This window comes from Pseudomonas petroselini (assembly GCF_045037875.1).
GTDB lineage: Bacteria > Pseudomonadota > Gammaproteobacteria > Pseudomonadales > Pseudomonadaceae > Aquipseudomonas > Aquipseudomonas petroselini.
The window spans coordinates 4,663,251-4,683,238 of sequence record NZ_CP173614.1 but is presented as its reverse complement, the minus strand read 5'-3'; the positions used below and the strand labels follow the sequence as shown (position 1 = coordinate 4,683,238).

At 60.0% G+C, this 19,988-nt stretch carries 16 protein-coding genes; 12 read left to right on the top strand and 4 right to left on the bottom strand.

Annotated elements, in window-relative coordinates:
• Position 1: 1 nt before the first annotated feature.
• The 5 genes from tssK to ACI512_RS21375 are packed head-to-tail and all read left to right on the top strand — an operon-like array spanning position 2 to position 7,141.
• A complete protein-coding gene (gene tssK, locus ACI512_RS21395) occupies positions 2-1,330 on the top strand; it encodes a type VI secretion system baseplate subunit TssK (RefSeq protein ID WP_231808273.1) in 1,329 nt (442 codons plus the stop codon).
• Between the two features lie 5 nt (positions 1,331-1,335).
• A complete protein-coding gene (gene icmH / locus ACI512_RS21390; RefSeq protein WP_064052133.1) occupies positions 1,336-2,199 on the top strand; it encodes a type IVB secretion system protein IcmH/DotU in 864 nt (287 codons plus the stop codon).
• Between the two features lie 15 nt (positions 2,200-2,214).
• Entirely contained in the window at positions 2,215-5,589 is a 3,375-nt protein-coding gene (gene tssM / locus ACI512_RS21385) for a type VI secretion system membrane subunit TssM (protein ID WP_405121314.1), read from the top strand.
• Positions 5,586-6,299 carry a PP2C family serine/threonine-protein phosphatase gene (locus ACI512_RS21380; protein WP_236380148.1) on the top strand — a complete coding sequence of 238 codons (714 nt, stop codon included), beginning with the start codon at positions 5,586-5,588 and terminating at the stop codon, positions 6,297-6,299. The genes tssM and ACI512_RS21380 overlap by 4 nt, the downstream gene beginning before the upstream one ends.
• Entirely contained in the window at positions 6,296-7,141 is an 846-nt protein-coding gene (locus ACI512_RS21375) for a serine/threonine-protein kinase (RefSeq protein ID WP_236380150.1), read from the top strand. Before ACI512_RS21380 ends, ACI512_RS21375 begins: the two co-directional genes overlap by 4 nt.
• Before the next feature lie 4 nt (positions 7,142-7,145).
• On the opposite strand, the gene ACI512_RS21370 is transcribed toward ACI512_RS21375, so the two are convergent.
• The gene (locus ACI512_RS21370; protein WP_064052137.1) at positions 7,146-7,475 is read right to left on the bottom strand and encodes a DUF6388 family protein; all 330 of its coding nucleotides are present in this window, start codon (positions 7,473-7,475) and stop codon (positions 7,146-7,148) included.
• 253 nt (positions 7,476-7,728) lie between these two features.
• On the opposite strand from ACI512_RS21370, the gene ACI512_RS21365 reads away from it, so the two are divergent.
• The gene (locus tag ACI512_RS21365; RefSeq protein ID WP_236380152.1) at positions 7,729-9,804 is read left to right on the top strand and encodes a PTS sugar transporter subunit IIC/EAL domain-containing protein; all 2,076 of its coding nucleotides are present in this window, start codon (positions 7,729-7,731) and stop codon (positions 9,802-9,804) included.
• On the opposite strand, the gene ACI512_RS21360 is transcribed toward ACI512_RS21365, so the two are convergent.
• From ACI512_RS21360 to ACI512_RS21350, 3 genes are read right to left on the bottom strand one after another with little or no spacing between them, the layout of a single operon-like run.
• Positions 9,801-10,634: a metal-dependent hydrolase gene (locus ACI512_RS21360; RefSeq protein WP_046034769.1), complete on the bottom strand. Its 834-nt coding sequence runs from the start codon at positions 10,632-10,634 to the stop codon at positions 9,801-9,803. The two genes, ACI512_RS21365 and ACI512_RS21360, sit on opposite strands and share 4 nt — an antisense overlap.
• A gap of 15 nt (positions 10,635-10,649) precedes the next feature.
• The gene (locus tag ACI512_RS21355) at positions 10,650-11,540 is read right to left on the bottom strand and encodes an SDR family oxidoreductase (RefSeq protein ID WP_046034770.1); all 891 of its coding nucleotides are present in this window, start codon (positions 11,538-11,540) and stop codon (positions 10,650-10,652) included.
• Entirely contained in the window at positions 11,537-13,075 is a 1,539-nt protein-coding gene (locus tag ACI512_RS21350) for a flavin-containing monooxygenase (protein ID WP_405121313.1), read from the bottom strand. Before ACI512_RS21350 ends, ACI512_RS21355 begins: the two co-directional genes overlap by 4 nt.
• Positions 13,076-13,278: 203 nt before the next feature.
• Between ACI512_RS21350 and ACI512_RS21345 the strand changes: the two genes are divergently transcribed.
• From ACI512_RS21345 to praB (ACI512_RS21320), 6 genes are all read left to right on the top strand, one after another.
• On the top strand, positions 13,279-14,340 hold the full coding sequence (locus ACI512_RS21345; protein WP_236382046.1) for an alpha/beta fold hydrolase: 1,062 nt from the start codon (positions 13,279-13,281) through the stop codon (positions 14,338-14,340).
• A 294-nt stretch (positions 14,341-14,634) separates the two neighbouring features.
• Complete coding sequence (locus tag ACI512_RS21340; protein WP_231808266.1) at positions 14,635-15,915, top strand: alkane 1-monooxygenase; 1,281 nt, start codon at positions 14,635-14,637, stop codon at positions 15,913-15,915.
• 133 nt (positions 15,916-16,048) lie between these two features.
• Positions 16,049-16,543, top strand: a complete 495-nt coding sequence (gene praA, locus ACI512_RS21335; RefSeq protein WP_012724682.1) for an alkane oxidation protein activator PraA — start codon at positions 16,049-16,051, stop codon at positions 16,541-16,543.
• A gap of 132 nt (positions 16,544-16,675) precedes the next feature.
• Positions 16,676-17,179, top strand: coding sequence for an alkane oxidation protein activator PraB (praB, locus tag ACI512_RS21330; protein ID WP_064052143.1), 504 nt, complete (start codon positions 16,676-16,678; stop codon positions 17,177-17,179).
• 127 nt (positions 17,180-17,306) lie between these two features.
• Positions 17,307-18,722, top strand: a complete 1,416-nt coding sequence (locus ACI512_RS21325) for an outer membrane protein transport protein (RefSeq protein ID WP_064052144.1) — start codon at positions 17,307-17,309, stop codon at positions 18,720-18,722.
• A gap of 657 nt (positions 18,723-19,379) precedes the next feature.
• Positions 19,380-19,874, top strand: coding sequence for an alkane oxidation protein activator PraB (gene praB, locus ACI512_RS21320; protein WP_012724679.1), 495 nt, complete (start codon positions 19,380-19,382; stop codon positions 19,872-19,874).
• Positions 19,875-19,988: the final 114 nt, after the last annotated feature.

Genomic DNA, 19,988 nt, shown 5'->3' with positions numbered 1-19,988 from the left:
GATGCAGATCCATAACGTTATCTGGCAGGAAGGCATGCTGCTGAGGCCCCAGCACTTGCAGCACAATGATCGCTACTACCATCGGCAACTCAACCGCAGTCGCCTGTTGAGCAGTGATGCCTGGGGTTTCCTGACCTTGGACGTCGATGTGCAATACCTCAACCTGGGCAAGGTCGTGGTCAACCAGGCAAGTGGCGTATTGCCGGATGGCAGTCTGTTCGAACTGAGCGGCGCCATGGAACCCCTGGTGTTGCAGGTACCTGCCAACGCCGGCAGGCAAGCCGTGTACCTCGCGCTGCCCCTGGCGACGGGCAATCAGGTTGAAGTGCGCACGCAGGAGCAAGGCGATGTGCTGGCACGTTATGTCGCCTGTGAAACGGAGATCGGAGACTCCAATGCCGGCGTGGATTCCCGTTGCCAGATCAACTGTGCACGTCCGGATTTACGCCTGATGCTGGGGGAACAACCGAGTGATCCTTACTACGTGAAACTCCAGGTCGCCCAGGTCCTGGATTCGACCCATGAAGGCGGCGTGACGCTGGACGTGGATTTTGTGCCGACGTTCATCTATCTCCAGGGCTCGGGGTATGTGTCGTCATGCATCAAAGAAGTGATCAGCCTGCTGGCCACCCGTGGCGATGCGATAGCCGCACGCATCCAGGGTTCCGGCGCGTCGGCGGGGGCGCAGGTCGGCGACTTTCTGATGCTGCAATTGATCAATCGTGCGGAATTGATATTGCGTCATTACCTGGGCCAGGCCCAGGTCCGTCCGGAAGCGTTATATCGGGAGTTGCTGGCGATTTTTGGTGAGCTGTCGACGTTCGCCAATGACAACAAACGTGCGCAATTGGCGACGCACTACCGGCATGGTGATCAAGGGGCGAGCTTTCGCGGGCTGATGGAAGGCCTTCGCACGGTGCTGTCGCTGGTCCTGGAACAGCATGCCATTGAGCTGACGCTGCAGCAGCGCCAGTACGGAGTGCTGGTCTGCCCAGTCAGCGATCTCAAATTACTCGGTGCGGCCACGTTTATTTTGGCGGCCACCGCCCAGTGCGATTCGGAGGAGCTGCGCCATCGCCTGCCGGCCCATCTCAAGATCGGCCCCGTGGAACGCATCCGTGAACTGGTGAACCTGCACCTCGCAGGCATCAAGGTCAAGCCGCTGCCGGTAGCGCCGCGGCAGATCCCGTTCCACGCCGGCAAGACCTATTTCATGCTCGAGCTCAGTCCACGGGATATCACGCAGCTGGAGCAATCCGGTGGTTTCGCCTTCCACGCCAGCGGCGAGTTCGCCGAGCTGGAACTCAACTTCTGGGCTATCAGGAACTGAACACCATGACTATGGACAGTGAATACCCGCAGGATGAAAAAACCGTGCTGCTTGACCGTGAAGGGTTGGGCCCGGTGCGGGGCGCCGTCACGGACTACCCGTCGCCGCCTCGCTTCGAGCAGTTGGAAGACCGCATGATCTATACCGCCCACCTGCAGGGCGCACCGCCATTCAAGATGGGTTCGAATATTTTATTGGCAGCCGCCTGGGAGCTCTTGTTGCAGGTTGTTCAGCTCAAGGCCGGTCCTGGTCGGGAAAGCCTGCAGGCACTCAATGACCAGCTGTCATCGGGCGTCAACGCGTTTGAGGCGCGTGCCTTGCACCAAGGCGTAGAGAACAGTCAGGTGATGTCGGCGCGTTATGTGCTGTGCAGTGTCATTGATGAGGCTGTGGTCACGACGTCTTGGGGCAGTCGTAGCGACTGGTCGAAGACCAGCCTGCTGAGCCGCTTCCATAACGAAACTTTCGGCGGTGAAAAATTTTTCCAACTGCTGGAGCGATTGTCCCGCGACCCCGTCAAGCATGTGGCCATGCTGGAGCTTATGTACGTGTGCCTGTCGTTGGGTTTCGAAGGTAAATATCGCGTCATGGAGCGGGGGCGGGTGCAGCTGGAAACCCTGCACGATGCGGTGTACCGCCAGATCAGGCATGTGCGCGGTGATCGGCTGCCGGTATGCATTTCGCCGGAAACCGGTAGGGCCTCTCAGGCGCGGATTCGCCTTGTCTCCACCACCTGGGTCGTCATCTGTGTAGTGGCCTGTTTGCTTGCGATGTATTCAGGGTTCGCCTGGATGTTGGGCCAGGAGCGCATGACGGCGCTGCAACCTTTTCAATCTTCGGTGTCAGTCCCGTCTCGGACGCCCTTGTAACGCTGGGAGCTAGGTATGAACGCATTCTTCAAGGGCGCGGGCGCGGTACTGCGCAAGAGTTGGGTCTGGAGCCTGTTACTGGTGCTCTCGAGTACGCTGTTGGTGTGGTTTTTGGGGCCTTTGCTGGCGGTGGATGACTACCGTTTCTGGCAAAGCCCGACCTCCCGTTTGCTGACCATCTGCGGGTTGTTGCTGCTGTGGGGGCTGGCGATGGTCGTGGTGGGCGCACGCCGCTCCGCTCGGGCGGATCAGCCTGAACACCTCGACCGTCATCAGCGGCAGGCGTTGGTCAACAACGAAATAAGCCACGTACGGGGGCGTTTCAAGGAGGCCCTGCTGACGTTGAAGACCTCTCGTCGCTACGGCGAGCACAGTCAGCGCTGGCGCAATGAACTGCCCTGGTACCTGTTGATTGGCGAGCGGAGCAGCGGCAAGACCTCGTTGTTGGCCGCCAGTGGCCTGCAGGCTCCGCTCGATCGGACCGAAGCGGCGTTCCCAGGGAGTGCGGCTTACTGTGACTGGTATTTTGCCGACGAAGCCGTGATGGTCGAGATGGCCGGCCGCTACCTGGACCAGCCTGAACCCGCGGTAGATGGGGCGGGATGGTCGACATTGCTGGGCCTGCTCAAGGCGTGGCGCAGAACACGGCCGCTCAATGGCGTGGTGGTGACGCTGTGCGTCGACACGCTTTTGCGCAGCAGTGAACACGACCTGGAGCTTCACGCGCGTCACGTGCGTACCCGCTTGCAGGATATCCAGCAGACACTGCATGTGGATGTGCCGGTTTACCTGGTATTGACCCAGGCTGATCGGCTGGCTGGGTTTGCCGAGTTCTTTGATGCGCTGCAGGGCGACAGCACCGAAGATGTGCTGGGTGAGCGCCTGGTTGCAGGCCCGGCCGGCACTGATATTGAGCAGGTACGCCAGGCATTCGAAGCCCTGCTGCAACGCCTGGGAGCCGAGTTGATCCCGCGCTTGCACCAGGAGCGAAACCTTGAGCGCCGTGGCCGGATGCTGGATTTTCCTCGGCAGGTTGCACGCCTCGGCGACTGTCTGTGCGTGTTTATCGAGGCTGCGTTTTCCGCCCATCGCCATCAGCGTATCAACGGTTTGCGAGGGTTCTACCTGACCTGTGCAAAGAGCGGCGATGTACGTCCCCATTTTGTCCAAGGCCTGTTCAATCGCGTGGTTTTCGCGCAGGCCGATCTTGCCGGATTGCACACGCCGGAGCGTCGGCGCCTACGTCGACGCCATGGGTTATTGGCGCTGGCCGCATCTGTCGTGATCGCCGCGGCGGGGGCGCTGTGGCTGCACAGTTACTCGTTCAACCATCAGCGACTGGTGCAGCTTCAGGCGTTGACCCAACCCGAGTCCGCCATTCACCCCGGTTCGGACCAGAGCCAGACGTTGCTGGCGCTGCTGGAGAGTCGCTTGGCGGCGACAGCCGTATTTCCGCCGCCGGCGCAGGTGCGGTGGGTTGATCGGGCGGGCTTGTATCAAGGGGATGTCAGTCGTCCACCGTTGACTAGTGCCTATGAACACGCTTTGCATCAACAATTGCTGCCCTACGTGACCACGTTGCTCGGAGAACAGGTGCGAGCGAGCCTGGGAGACCGTGAACGGCTGCTGGACAGCCTGCGCGCCTACCTGATGCTCAATCTGCCCGAACGACGTGATGCCAGTTGGCTGGCGGAGCAGGTGGCTGGGCAGTGGGCTACCGGGTACGCGGGGGAAGCTGCGGCGCATAAACGCCTGGCCGGACACTTTGCTCGGCTTCTTGAGCAAGGGTTCCAGGCGCCGTTGAACGATGAACTGGTCGCCCAGGCTCGCCTGGCGTTACGGGGTGAGTCACTGGCAGAGGTGGTCTACCGGGCACTGCGGGAGCAAGCCCGGAACCTGGAGCCTTACCGCTTGGCCGAAGGCCCCGCATTTTCCAGGGTTGAGCGACCCATCCCGGGTTTCTACACAAAAAAATACCTGCAGTTTTTCGAAACGCAGGGCCCTCAGTGGGTCAATGCCATTGCCCAGGACAACTGGGTGCTGGGGGAAGCCACCGACCTGAGTGTCATGGACTTACGCAAACTCATGCTGGAGCTGGAACAGCGCTATTTCAGCGAATACGCCGATGCCTGGAGTGATGCCCTGGGGCGAATCAGGCTGCTGGAAAGTGACAGTCTGAGACGCGGCACGGAGCAGCTTGCGAGTCTTACATCCGCTCAGTCGGCGTTGGTGCAGCTGTTGCAGCAGGTGCGTGAAAACACACGACTGATGCCGCTTCACGAACAACTGGGTACGGTGAGCCAACAGCTTGCAGAGTCAGGCGAGAAGGTATCTGGCGCGCTGGCCAAGGCGTTACCGCGCCAAGCGCTGCCCGATAATGCCCGGCGCGCGTTGCAACGCCGCTTCGAGCCTCTGCATCAGTTGCTCGATGAAGAGCAGAACCCCGGGGTCGAGTTGACGCAGGCATTGCGCCTGCTCGATGAGCTGTACCTGCAATTGTCGACACTGAACCGGGACAGTTCACCGGAGCAGGCCGCGTTCAAGCTGGCCAGGCAGCGGATGGATGGGCAGCAGCCGCTATTGGGCAACCTGCGTGATGCGGCAGCGCGGTTGCCGCAACCGCTCAGGGGATGGTTCGAAGGTATTGCCGAGCAAAGCTGGCGCCACCTGCTTGATAACGCGTATGGGTACGTGAATCAGCGTTATCAAAGCGAGGTCTATGGCTTTTATACGAAGGCGATCCAACACCGCTACCCGTTCAATGCCCATGCTGGCAGCGATGTCGCCCTGGACGATTTCCAGGCGTTCTTCAAACCGAAGGGGGCCATGGAGCGTTTCTATGACGGTTATCTGCGGCCGTTTGTCAGCGTAGAGGGCACCCGCTATCGCTTGCGCGCCCTGGAGGGTCGCAGCTTGCCGATGTCACGTTCGTTGCTGGACCAACTGACCAGGGCCCAGACCATTCGCCAAGGTTTTTTCAACGAGGAGCGGGGTGATTGGGCCGTCAGGTTTACGCTGGCGCCCTATAGCCTGGATCAAGCCGTCAGTCGGGCAACGTTGCAGGTGGGCAGTCAGCAGTTGGAGTACCGGCATGGCCCGATCGTGCCGATGGTGTTCCATTGGCCGAACGCGTCCGGAAATGGGCGCACCAGCCTGGTATTGGAACGCGGCGCCGAGCGGCCATTGGGCATCGAAAAAGACAGTGGCACCTGGTCGTTGTTCCGGTTCTTCGAGCTGATGCAAAGCGAGCCTGCCAGCGGCAGGGACGCGCAGATACTCAAGGCCGACCTGGCTGGCCTCCGTGCCAATTACCTGCTCACCAGCCAGGGTAACCCCAGTCCTTTCCAGATCGCGACATGGCGCACCTTCCGCCTGCCGGAGCAATTGTGAACTGGGCGCTGCGTTGGCGAAGTGCAGGGCGCACGGCGCAAGGCAAGGGCCGTGCGCGCAACGAGGATGCATGGCTTGATTGCCCGCAACGCGGGTGTTGGGCGGTCGCCGATGGCATGGGCGGCCATCGTGCCGGGAATGTGGCCAGTCAACGGGTGGTCAGCAGTCTTGCCGCACTGCCAGCCCATGGGGGCTTCGAGCAACGGATCGACGCGGTGCGACGCTGCTTGCGTGACCTCGACAGCCAATTGCAAGCCGCCGATGGCCTGGCGGGCATCATGGGCAGTACGGTGGTTGTGCTGTTACTTGAACACGACCGTGCAGCCTGTATCTGGGCAGGTGACAGTCGATGCTACCTCTGGCGGAGTCAGTGCCTGTATCAGCTGTCGCGCGACCACTCTTTGCAGCAGCAACTGATGGATAAGCAGCAACTGAGCCTGGAACGCGCTCGGGCTCATCCGGACGCCAGGGCACTGACACGCGCCATTGGTGCCCGACAGCCACTGAGCCTCGAGATACTGGAGTTCAGTGCCCATCCAGGGGATGTGTTTTTACTGTGCAGTGATGGCCTGTACCAGGGGCTCAGCCACAGTGAGCTGGGGAGCGCCATGAGTGCGGGTACGCCGCGCAAGGTGGTGGAGCGCTTGTTCAGCGACGCGTTACGGGCGGCAGCGAAAGATGACCTGACCGCCGTGGTGGTCCAGCCATGAACGCAGCAGCGGGCCCGTCGAGCCTGCTTGCGGGCCGCTATCAGCTTGAACGGATCCTCGGTTCAGGCGGGATGGGCGTGGTGTATCGCGCCCGGGACCTGCTGCATGAAGCGTTCGGCGAGCCGGACTGCCGTGTGGCGCTGAAGCTGTTGGGCGAGACACTCTCCGCGTGCACCGATGCGCATTTATTGTTGTACAGCGAGTTCGCCCTGACCCGCAGCCTGCGCCATGATCACGTGGTGCGCGCATTTTCTTTCGAGGTAGACACGGCCCACCAGGTGGCATTCTTCACCATGGAAGTGATGCCCGGCCTGACCCTCGACCGCATGCTCCCGGAACGCCCGCAAGGCCTGCCGTGGCAGGAGCTGCAACCTATGGCCGTGCAATTGCTGGATGCGCTGGCTTACACGCATCGGCAAGGCGTCCTGCATGGCGATGTGAAACCGGCGAATATCATGGTGGGGGAGCAGGGGGTGCGCTTGTTTGATTTTGGCCTGGGCCATGCCGAGGCGCAGGTAGGGGTTGGTTTACCGGGTTTGAGCCGCAGTCGCTTGAATGCCTGGACGCCTGCGTATGCGGCACCGGAGCTGATGGCCGGAGGGTTGCCGTCAGCCAGCGCGGACCTGTATGGGGTTGCGTGTGTGTTGTATGAGCTGGCCGAGGGACGGCGTCCCGGCGAGCGCCAGCGCAATCAGCGGTTGCCGAGACCTCGGCAACTGCCCAGGCATTGCTGGCCAACGTTGTGTGCCGCACTGGCGATGGACCCGGAGCAGCGAAGGGTATGTGTCGCCGAGTTGCGCGAAGTCCTGGGCGGCAGGCGACGTCGCTGGTTCCTGGGGTAACGCGTCAACCGGCCAGGTCATGCAGTTGGCAGTATTCGACCCAACTCAGGCCGGCCATCTGCGCCACTTCCTTATGCACCTCAAGGCGCTGGGCTTCAAAGGCTTCGCCGGATTCGGCGGTCAGTTTGAGGGTTAACTCCCAGGCAAACAGGCCCTGGCGCTCGGCTTCCGCTTCGAAGGCTTCATGCAGCCGTTCGGCACGGTATTGCGCCAGGGTTTCGCCCTTGGCCTGGGCGGCCAGCGGGTTCAGGGTGTTAAGTTCAGTGGCGACATCGGGATGTGCGTCGAGGAATCTGTCCAGCGCGAGCTGATGGTTATCACCGGGTTGTGACAAGGGCTTACTCCAAACAAAGGCAACGGTAGGGTGACACTCGGATAATGCCCATTGAAGCAGATTCGGACATTGGCCCAGGTCGGAACATTCAATTATTTGGAAAAAACACGGAATTGCCTGTCATCCAATACGGAAAATTCACTTAGATGCGTGGCAAAAGGCTTTCGCTCATCGTGCCTGGACGTGTAGCGTTAGCCCGGTGTTTCCGGCCCTGCCTTCCAAGGACAGTGGGCGATGGGCAGAGGGATGGGTCATGGCGCAAACGCTGTTCAAACTTTTCTTCACCCAGCGCCTGGCCGCCCTGGCCGGCACCGAGTCGCTGCGGGCGATTCGCGAAGGGCTGTTGTGGATCCTGCCGTGCCTGCTGGTGTCGGCGGGCTTTCTGATCTTGTCTGAATCTGCCCGCGTGCTGGGCTTCGACCCGCATTGGGTGACGTTCCTGGCCGGGCTGCACAACCAGATCAGTTCCGTGATCCCTCTGCTGGTAGCCGCTTCGATTGGTTATATGCTGGCGATCCAGCATCGACTCCCACAGCTGCCCGTCGCGTTCCTGTGCCTGGCCCATGTGGTGGTTGCGACGTTTATCCTGCGTGACTACCCCCGGGCCTCAGCCACCTTCGTGCTGTTCATCGCGATTGCCTCGCCGCTGCTGAATGTGCCGGCCATTGCCTGGCTGCACCGTTATCGCTGGACTCGGCTGGTCAACGAAGAGCTGGTAGGGCACAACCTGAGAGGCACCATCAATATGGTCGTGCCGGGCGTCATCACCGCATTGGCGTTGGTGAGCGTGCTGTCCTTGCTGCTGCAGATCCCTTATGTGGCACAGCTCCAAGGGCCCCAGGTACTCGATGCCCTGGAGTCGCCGTACGGCAGCGGTTTGTTTGTGACCTTGATGAATTCACTGCTGTGGTTTTTCGGAATCCACGGCGTGTACGCCATGCAGCCGCTGTTCGATGTGCTGGATCAGGCGGTGGTGCTGAACAGCGCTGCACTGGCGGCGGGTGAGCCGATCAAGTATGTGTTGAACGGCGGTCTGTTGGGCAGCTTTGCGTTTATCGGTGGCTCGGGCGGCGCATTGTGCCTGTTGCTGGCGATCCTGCTGTTCTCCAAGAGCCAGTCCATGCGCCTGTTGGCGGTGGCGAGTTTGCCGCTCTCACTGTTCAATGTCAGTGAAGTGCTGTTGTTCGGTTTGCCGATCATCCTTAACCCGCGTTTGTTCATACCGTTTCTGATCGTACCCGCATTGAACGCCATGCTGGCGTTGACGGTGGTGCAGATGGGGTGGGTGTCGCCGGCGGTGGTCAGCGTGCCGTTTACGGCGCCGGTGCTGCTCAATGCCTATCTGAGCACCCACGGTGATTGGGTGGCGGTAGCCCTGCAGGTGGCGCTGCTGGGGCTGGGCACGCTGGTGTATGCGCCGTATGTGCGCGCGATCCACCGCCAGGCCACCGAAGGGGGCACGGTGTACCTCAAGTCCCTGGACATGACTTTCCGTGGCCTTGAGGAAAAGGGCCGTCTGCGCGAGCTGGACCCGGTGCTCGCGTCCCACAAGACCCTGGCGCGCCAGGCCAATGAACTGAGCCGCATCCAGCAGATCAGCGACTACGAGTTCTATCTTGAATTCCAGCCGCAGGTCTCGACCCGCACTGGCTTGTGCACCGGCTGTGAAGCACTGATGCGTGCCCGTGATGCCGACGGAAAAGTGCATTCGCCGTGGGAGTTCCTGCAGTGGCTGGCCCAGGCGCATTTGATGCCGGATGTGGATGTATGGGTGGCATCCCAGGCGGTTCGCCACTACCAGAAGTGGCAGAAACTCGGTTTCAGCTTACCGATGACCATCAATATTTCCAGTGCGACCCTGACCGACGCCGCCTATGGCGAACGCCTGGTGGAAATCCTCGCCCAGGCCCACGGGCAGGTCTCAGTGGAAATCACCGAAGATGCGCTGGTGAGTGATATCCAGGTCACACGCCAGACCATTCAGAAGCTGCAAGCCATCGGTGCCAAGGTCTATATCGATGATTTCGGCACCGGGTTCTCGGCCCTGAGTTACCTGCACCAATTCCCCGTGGACTTCATCAAGATCGACCGTAGCTTTGTGGTGGCGCAGCATGACCCCAAGGGCGCCCAGGTCATGACCGGCATGCTGCGCTTTTGTGAGGCGTTGAATCTGGGCGTGGTGGTGGAAGGGGTGGAGACGGCCGAGCAGCTGGCCTTCCTGAATACGGGTGCCGATTTGATTATTCAAGGCTGGTATTTCAGCAAGGCGCTGCCGGACGATCAGTTGCAAGGCTTTGTGCGTGAGCGCGAGGCCCTGGCGCAGGGCTAATAACCGCGCCGGACCTGCTCGATGTCCTCGACCAGGGCGTCGATACCGGCGAGGCGCGCACGGTTGTCGTGGTCCCAGGGGTGGAAGCCGGGTTTGAAGTAGTGCAGCCACGGCACCAGCATGCGTGGGAAGACTCCCTTGGGCCCATACAGAAACTTCAGCATGCGCCAGAAGCCTTTCAGGTGCCCGCCCGACTTGCGGTCGGCAATCAGCAGGCGCACGTGGAAGTCGAACACCACCAGCCAGAATAACAGCGTGGTGAACAGCATGGTCCCGGTACGCAGCAAGTAGCGCTTGGGACCGGGCTTGATCACGCTGTTCCAGACGTCGAACGCCACCGCCTTGTGTTCGGTTTCCTCCAAGGCGTGCCAGTACCACATCTGTTGGTAGCCCTTGAGTGAGTCGCCGAAGCGCGACGGGTCGCTCAACAGGATTTCGGCAAGCATCGCCGTGTAGTGTTCAAGGGCAATGGTCACCGCGAGGTTGAAGGACGCCGGCAAGTGTTTTTTCTGCAGGTCGAGGATGAACTTCAGGCGCCGGTCGAGGGCGTGCGCGGGCAGCCCCGCGGCTTGCAGCAAGTCGTTGTAGGCCACGTGCTCGCGGCTGTGCATGGCTTCCTGGCCGATAAAACCCTGGATCTCTTTCTTCAGCTCAGGGTCGTCGATGCGCTGGCGGTAGTGGCGCACGCTGTCCATGAAAAACAGCTCGCCCTGCGGAAACAGCAGCGACAGGGCATTGAAGAAATGCGTGATGAACGGGCCTTGCTCGTGCCAGTCCTTGATGCGTTCGGCAGGCAGGGCGAAATGGATGTCACGGCGGATCGGCAACATGCTGCGTGCTCCTGTTCAGAGACGGGACTCGTCGTTGGTTTCAAACACCCGCGTGCGGGGCTTCGGGGCCATGCGCCTGCTGGCGAACACCACCAAGGCTTGATAGGCCGCCGGCAGGCAACGGGCGAGCAGGTCGAGGAAATAGGCGTCGCGGCCGATCAGCACGCGACGTTTGTTTTTACGTACGCCGTGCAGGATCACCTTGGCGGCCTGGTCGGCGTCGGTAATGAAGAGCTTTTCGAAGTCGGCGCGGGCCTGCTGTTCGCTGTGGATCAGGAAACCGGTCATGTTCGCGTCGATACGGCTGCTGCGGCAGATATCGGTGCGAATGCCGCCGGGGTGCACGCAGGTGGCCGAGACACCGCAGCGTTGCATGTCCAACTCCTGGCGCAGGGATTCGGTGAAGCCGCGCACGGCAAACTTGGTCGCGTTGTAGCCGCTCATGCCAGGCTGGGCGAACAGGCCGAACACGCTGGAGGTGTTGATCACGTGGCCCTCGCCGCCAGCTTTCAAATACGGCAGGAATGCCTTGGTGCCGTGCACCACGCCCCAGAAGTTGATGCCGACGATCCATTCCAGGTCGGCGTAGTCCACGCCCTCGACGGTGCTCGACAGGGCAACCCCGGCATTGTTGAACACCAGGTTGACCTTGCCGTGGTCGGCCATGCAGCGCGCGGCCCAATCCTCCATGGCCTGGCGGTCGGACACATCGAGCACCTGGGTAGTGATCAATACGGGCGCCAGGGTTGAGGTCTTGATCAGCGCCAAGGTCTGCTCCAGCCCCTGGCTGTTTTTGTCGGCCAGCGCCAGGTGGCAACCTTCCCGCGCCAGGGCCAATGCCAGCGCTCGGCCCATGCCGGATGCCGCACCGGTAATCGCGGCTACGCGGTCGTTGAATGATTTCATGACAGGCTCCCTTCAGGCGTGGAGTGGGGCGTCGCCAGGGGGCGGCTGGGCACGTCGCCCGGCTGCCGGTTGGCGACATAATCCTTGAGCGCAAACTGCCGGGTGACCTGCTTGAAACGCCAGGTCGAGCCGGGCCATAGGGTGGTGTTCTTGCCGGTGCGCGGGTCGAGGTACCAGCTTTGGCAACCGCCGGTGCTCCAGATGGTGCGTTTGAGCTTGGCTTGCAACTGCTGGTTGTAGGCGCTCTCCACGCCAGCTTTGACGTCCACCGTGGCGATGCCGTGCCGTTGCATGCGCTGGAGGGCGTCGAGGATGTAGGTCACCTGGGCTTCGATCATCAGGATCATCGAGTTATGCCCCAGGCCGGTGTTGGGCCCGATGATCAGGAACAGGTTGGGATAGCCGGGCACCGTGGTGCCCTTGTAGGCATGCGCGCCGTCCTGCCAGGTGTCCATCAAGTCCACGCCGCCGCGCCCGATGATGCAGTCGCGGGGCAGGGGATCGGTGGCCTGGAAGCCGGTGCCGAAGATCAGGCAGTCCGCCGGATGCTTGATACCGTCGGCGGTGATCACGCCGTCGGCCTCGATGCGCAGCACGCGCTCGGTGACCACCTCGACATTGCTGCGCGACAGCGCGGGGTAGTAGTCATTGGAAATCAGCACGCGCTTGCAGCCGATGGTGTAGTCCGGGGTCAGGGTCTTGCGCAGGGACGGGCGAGCCACTTGTTTGTGCAGGTGGCGCAGGGCGATTTTCTGCACCATTTTCATCAGCCGTGGGTGTAAGGCAAAGCCGACGACACGGCCTTCCAGTGCCCAGTAAAAAGCGCCGCGTACCAGACGTTGGGTGAAGGGCAGGTGCTTGAACAGCCAGCGTTCAAAAGGCGAGATCGCCCGGTCGGGTTTGGGCATGATCCACGGTGGGGTGCGTTGGAACAGGTCCAGATGGGCCACGTGCGGCGCGATCTTCGGCACGAACTGAATGGCACTGGCGCCGGTGCCGATCACCGCGACGCGTTTGCCCTTCAAGGCATAGTCGTGGTCCCACTGTTGGGAGTGAAAGCGCTTGCCCTTGAAGCTGTCGAGACCTGGAATGTCCGGCAACGCCGGGCGCGACAGACCGCCCATGCCCGACACCAGCACCCGCGCACTGACCTGGCGGCCATCGCTGAAGCTCAGTTGCCAGCGTTGCTGGGGCTCATCGAACACCGCGCGCTCGAGGCCCATGCCAAAACGCAGGTAGGGCGCCAACCCGAAGCGCGTGGCGCATTGCTCCAGGTAAGCACGGATTTCCGCTTGCGGCGCGAACTGCCGTGTCCAGTCCGGGTTGGGCGCAAACGAAAACGAATACACATGGGACTGCACGTCGCAGGCGCAGCCGGGGTAGTGGTTGTCCCGCCACGTGCCGCCGAGGGTGTCGGCCTGCTCGGCAATAAAGAAGTCGGTGAACCCGGCTTCCTTGAGCTTGATCGCCATGCAGAGCCCGGCAAAGCCTGAGCCGATGATGGCGATGTCGATTGAATCACTCTGGGCATTCATAAGCATTCCTTCGTGGGCATCGGGGTGCTCCTTTTCTTGTTGTGTCTTTTAGATAGAACACCATTGCAAAGAAAAATTGAATTACTTATTTTAAAAAAGATTTTAAATAATCTACCTGAAAATATCGCCTACGCTAGTCCCAGGTTCCTCATGTGCGACTTGTCCGACGGACAGGCACGACGTTCGGGTCCAGGGTGTGGACGATGGCTGAGGCCTTGATCAATACCGGTCGGGTCGCCAGCAGCGGGGATGCAGAGGACCGAGCTATGGCTGTTGAATGGGTTATCGCGGCGGCTGTGTTGATAGGCGCGAGCGCCGTTTTATGGGGGTTCAGCGTCTGGATGACGCGGCGCATTGAGGCCGCCGTTCCGAACAATGGGCGTTTTGTGGAGGTCGACGGCGAGCGCTTTCATTATTACGAGGAAGGCAAGGGCCGTCCGTTGGTGATGATTCATGGGCTGATGGGCAGCAGTCGCAACTTGACCTATGCCTTGTCCGGGCAATTGAGTGAGCACTTTCGCGTCATCACCCTCGACCGACCGGGGTCGGGCTATTCCACGCGCCAGACAGGCACCGCCGCCGACCTGCCGGCCCAGGCGCGGCAAGTGGCAGCCTTTATTCACACCCTGGGCCTGGATAAACCGCTGGTGCTGGGGCATTCCCTCGGTGGCGCGATTTCCCTGGCGTTGGCCCTTAACCATCCCCACACGGTATCCGGGCTGGTGCTGGTGGCGCCATTGACCCATCCGCAACCCACCTTACCCTTGGTGTTCTGGTCGTTGGCCGTGCGACCGGCCTGGCTGCGGCGGTGGGTGTCCTACACGCTGACCGTGCCCATGGGGCTGTTGACGCGCCGTGCGGTGGTCAAGGGGGTGTTCGCACCGGACAGTGCCCCTGAGGACTTCGCCACCCGCGGCGGCGGGCTGCTGGGCATGCGTCCCGAGAACTTCTATGCAGCGTCCAGCGAGATTGCGCTGGTCAACGACGAGCTGCCGGACATGGTCAAGCGCTACCCGCAACTGACGCTGCCCATCAGCCTGATCTATGGCGCGCGCGATAAGGTCCTGGACTTTCGTAAACACGGCCAGGCCCTGGCCGACAAGGTCCCGGGCCTGAAGCTGCAGGTCGTGGAAGGGCGCGGGCATATGCTGCCGATTACCGCCACCGAGAGGGTGGTGGAGGCGGTGCACCAGTTGGCCAAGCGTGCGCGGCCGCTGGAAACAGCCGAGATCCTGCATCCGCCGTTTGCCTTGGCAAACAAATAATCGTGGCCTTCATTGCGGGTTGTACGGTCCGAAATGCTTGCGCTAGAGACCTGACCAAACGGCTGAAAAAGAGACTGCCTGGTCACGTAGGAAAGGTCTCGAAAAAATAGTTGACGACCTATCGATTCCGCGCTATTTATTTAAAAAAATATTTCAATGTTTGTTTTGAAATGATTTTTGAAATGCCTAAGAGCGAATAAAAATGAAAAAAACGTCTTTTATCGCATGGTTGATTCCCCGGAGCATTCAGTGCTCCCTGAACCTGCTTTCCGCTGCCCTGCCACGGAGGTTGCCATGAATCAGACACTGGCAGCCCCAAGCATATGGACCGACGGCAAGCGTCATTTGTGGTGGCTGGGCATCATGCCCCTGGCCACTCCATTGCTCTCGGGTGCCCTGGCCATCACCACCGGTATCCAATCCCTCTGGTGGGTCGGTGTGCTGGTGATCTTCGGCTTGATCCCGCTGATCGACGGCCTGCTCGGTGAAGACGTGAGCAACCCGCCCGAATCCGCCGTCGGCCACCTTGAGTCCCAACGCTACTACCGTTGGATCGTCTACACCGGCGTGCTGTTCGTCATCTCCTCTGTGGTGATCACCGGCTGGCTCGCCGCCGGCGGTATCGACTGGATCATCCAGGGTGGCCTGTTGCAGGCTACCGCTAACCTGGAACCGTCCAGTTGGCTGTCCCACGCCGCCAGTTACATCACCGCCCGCACCCAGCTGCATGGCGAACCGAGCTGGTTCACCTACCTGGGCATGGCGATGTCGACCGGTGCCGCCACCGGCATCGCGATCAACACCGCCCACGAACTGGGTCACAAACCCAATGCGCTGGAAGTGTTTCTAGCCAAGGTCACGCTGGCCCCGACCTTCTACGGGCACTTCTACACCGAACACAATCGTGGCCATCACGTGCGCGTCGCCACGCCGGAAGACCCGGCCAGCTCGCGCCTCGGGGAGAGCTTCTGGGCCTTCCTGCCACGTTCGGTATGGTTCAGTGCCCGTTCGGCGTGGAACCTGGAGCGCGAACGCCTGCGTAAACTCGGCCTGCCAGCGTGGCACTGGCAGAACGGCGTGCTCAGCGCGTGGATGTACAGCGTGGTGCTGTGGGGGGCGATGATCGCCTGGCTGGGGGTGGCCGTGATGCCGTTCCTGATTATCCAGGGCATCTACGGTTTCTCGCTGTTGGAGGTCGTCAACTACGTCGAACATTACGGGCTTAAACGCCAGAAGTTACCCAATGGGCGTTATGAGCGGTGTTCGCCACGGCATTCGTGGAACAGTAATCGCATTGTTACCAATATCTTCCTGTTCCAGTTACAGCGTCACTCTGATCACCATGCCAACCCGACCCGTAGTTATCAGTCGTTGCGCCATTTTGATGAGTCGCCGCAACTTCCTTACGGTTACGCAAGCATGATTGTCTGGGCGTACGTGCCTTATTTGTGGCGCCGTCGCATGGACCATCGAGTGCTGAATCATTACGGCGGGGATATTACCCTGGCTAATCTTCAGCCGTCACAGCGGTTGAAGTATCTGGAGAAGTACAGCAACAGCGCCACACCGTTTTAAGTTCAAGTAACACGTTGTTTGCGCACTCGGGGCCTGTGTTCCGTGCAGGTTTCTGTCGCCCGAGATTTTCCAGATCAGTGGCAAGAAAGTTGTTTGACCCGAACAAAAATAATTAAAGGGAAGGACGTACACCATGCAAGCACCTGCCAAGTTCACCACCCATATCGTATTGGCCGCGCTGGGCCTGATCGCCTATCACCAGGCCCAGGCTGCGCGCATCGAACCCGCCGGCAGCGCCTTTACGGCCCAAGGCCCCATCAGTTTTTCCAAAGGCGCGCTGATCAGCGCCGATTGCACCATCAAGGTGGCGGGCAAAGTCGCGGCGGATGGTACTTCGGTGAATGTCGACACCGTCGAATTCGAGGGCGGCCTCAAGTGCAGCCGGGTCGAAGCGATCAACTTGCCCTGGGTATTAGTCGCCAAAGACACCAAAAGTGGCTCCATGTCGAAGATCAGCGTGGACGTGCACGCGTTTGGCCTGGGCGGCAAGTGCGGGCCCTCTACCGCCAACGGCACGTGGGACAACGCCACCGGCAAGTTGGAAGCCGCGAATGTCCCGATCGGCGAAGACTGCAAGATCAAGACGGTGTCGATCAAGATGCCGCCGAACTTCAAGGTTGTTGAATAAGCGTCGAATGCGACTGCGGTAATTGAATTGAAATTTGGCTGGAAAGGGAAGTTCTGCAGTTTCACCGTGACCTCTCGTTCATGGCCATTACCCCTGGCGAAATGACTTCGCCATAACATGTGAGGAAAAACAATGAAAAGCTTGAAAACCCTCGTTTGTGCAACGTCGTTCGCCCTGTGCTTCGGCGCCGTTTCGATGGCCAATGCGGCCACTATCGCACCGGCCGGTGCTGCATTCACGACGGCAGGTTCGATTACTGTTACCTCGCCTGCCTCCTTGAACCTTCCGGTCACTTGCAGCATCGTCTTTACCGGGACTGTTGCAGCCAACGGCTCTGGCGCATCCATCACCGGCGCCACTGTCAGTGGTTCCAACTCGCTCTGCGCCGTGCCTGTGTTGCAGGGGCTGCCATGGTCGCTCGCCGTCACCGGCGGTGGCCCGACTGCCTTTACCGGCACGGTTTCGGGCGTGAAATTCAAGATCCTGTCTGACTGCAGCGCTTCACCCGTGACAATCAATGTGGGCTTCAACAACAGCACCAATACTCTGAGCGTGCCAAGCGCCCAGACCGTGGGCTCGTGCAAGATCACGGCGCTGACCGCGGTGCCAAACCCTGCCTTTACCGTTTCTCCATAAGCGGTGTAACGCGCTTGACGTGATGATCACACGTTGAAAAAAGCAAGTGCCTCGAAAGAGGCACTTGTTGCGGCAGGCCAGATAGGAACGCCCGACTCTGGTGGATAAAAATAATAAGGAGTGGATCATGAATAATAAGAAACAACCGGCGCGCACGTTGTTGAGCCTGGCGATCATGGGGGGGCTCCTGGCTGCAACAGGCACCGTGCAAGCTGGCGGGTTCTCAACTCCGACTTTCGGGGCGGAAGGGTGGGGACGTGCGTTTGGTGGTGGTTCCATGTTTAAAAATGACCCCTCAGCGGCCTATAACAACCCGGCGGCGATGGCGTTCATTGACCACAATATCTCGCAGTTCAACGTTGACTATGCGCGCATCAATATCAAGTACAAGGGAACTGCCAAAGACTATACGGGCAACCCTACTTCAACAACGACCATCGACCCGGATACGTTTGCTTTCAACTCGGTGCCCCGCACGGGTGACGGCGGGCAGGGTGGTTTTACCGCCTGGCTGCCGACTGGGTTTATGGTCATGCCCATCGGTGACCGCTTCGCGTTTGGCCTGAGTCAGGTCGTGCCCATGGGCGCACGTACGACGTGGGATCAGGACTGGAAAGGGCGGGACTTCGCGGTTGACACACGTATCGAAACCGTCGGATTGACAGGATCGCTGTCATTCAAGGTCAATGATGAATTTTCCATCGGCGGTGGTGCCATTGTTCAGCACACCAAAGGTTTCGTCAGCCAGAACGTTGACTTATATGCTGCTGCCGCACTTGCTCCGAATTCGATCCCATTCCCGGCGGGGGTTGGTTATTCGTTGATGCGAGTCAAAGTCGATAATACCTCGGTAGGCTGGTTTGCCGGCCTGGCCTGGAAGCCCACACCACAAGACACCCTGGGCTTGAACTACCACGCCAAGATCAAGAATAAACTTGAGGGTAAATACAACATCTACGCCGACCCAGGGTCGCAGGCCCTGATTGAAGGCGGATTGCCGGGTATTTTGTACCCGGGCCTGAATCTTCAAATGCAGGGTAAAGCTACGACGCAGCTGGATGTGCCTGCCAATGCGTCTTTCGATTGGGTGCACCAGTTCACTGATCGTTTTACCCTTGGTGCGAGCGTCACCTGGACCCAGTGGTCATCGTTCAAGAGCCTGACCCTGAAGTCCGAGGGCTCGACGATTGTTGCGATTCCCTATAACTACAAAGATGCCTGGATGGTCTCGCTGGGTGGCGACTACAAACTCACCGACGACTTCACCCTGCGCGCCGGTGTAGCCACTGACCAGACACCCACCCGTAACTCCACCCGTGACCCGCGTATCCCGGACGGTGATCGCATCTTCACGTCCCTGGGCTTCGGTTACAAAATCCGGGCTATCCCAGGCCTGGGTATCGACGGGTCCTACTCTCACCAGTTTGTGGAAAAGGCCAAGTTGAAGACGCACAACCAGGATCGTCTAGGCGGTGCAACGCTGGATGGGAAAGCCGATGCCTACGGCGATGTCGTCAGCCTGGGGGTCACCTACGAGTTCTGATCCCCGCAACACCCCGCAATGCCCGTGTGAGCGGCTAGTCAGCGGCTCTTTTTGCGGGTTCACGCGCTCACTGCATCGACGGGTCGCCCTGGCGACCCGTCCGGTTACATTGGCCCCGGCCTAGTCCGCCGCTGCCTACCTCGACGCTCAACGCTCCTGCGGCTGGGCGTGTACTGCTTGTCACCTCATCGGTGTTGATCATTGCTCGCTGTGCCACCTCTCTCGCCTTATTGCCCCCTCATATCCCGATACAGCGGTATATCGTTTTCCCTGCCTATGTAACAAAATTTTGGCGGTAACATAGTTTTTCATCGCTCAGATTTTTCCTATTCCGGCGCATGCTTAGTTGCAAGAAAGTTGTTCTACCCGAAAAAATACAATTTCAAGGGAAGAACACTCACTATGCAATTGCCCAGCAAATTGCCCACGCACGTTCTATTGCGTATGTCCGGCCTGATCGCCTATTGCCATGGCCCTTACGGTCATCGCCGCCGATTGCACCCTCATTCAAAGTTGTCCGAGAAATCCAGTTTTACTGGGGCTTGATAATTGAGTTGATGATTTGATCTGGTCGAGAAGTTTCGTTGTCTTATCGTGACTTCTTAATTAGGTCATTACCCCTGGCGAATAACTCGCCTTTCTATGTAAGGAATAGCAATGATGAACTTGAAATCTCTTGTGTCGTTGTCTGCCCTGGTTGTTTGCATGGGTGCCGCTTCCATGGCCAATGCGTACAGCATCACGCCCATCAACACCAACTTCACCGCGCCAGGCACGATCTCGGTGAAATCGCCGTCCTCCTACCAGGCCCCCGTCAACTGTGGGGCTACCTTCACCGGTAACGTCGACGCCTCCGGTGTCGCGAAAATCACCGGCGTTGCCATCACCGGCGGTGGTCTTTGCGACCTGCCCAAGATCACTGGCCTGCCTTGGACATTGACGGCTAATGGTGCCGCGGTCGGCTCAGTGTCGAATGTCGGGTACACCATCGCCGGTTCGATTCTCTACCCCGTCTCCAATTGTGGCGCTTCCACCATCACCGCCAACTACAGCGGTGGCGTGTTGACGGCTTCCAATCAGTCCCTGGCAGGCAACTGCACGGTGGTGAGCCTGAGCGTCAAGCCTACTCCGGCATTCACCGTTGTTCCCTGACTGTTCCTGGATAGCGACTGAAACCAAGGGCTGATCGCCCGCTGAAAGACGGGCGCCTCAACGAGGCGCCTGTCGACGATAGGGCTCGGGCGGTTGAGTGAGAGAGCAGTAAGG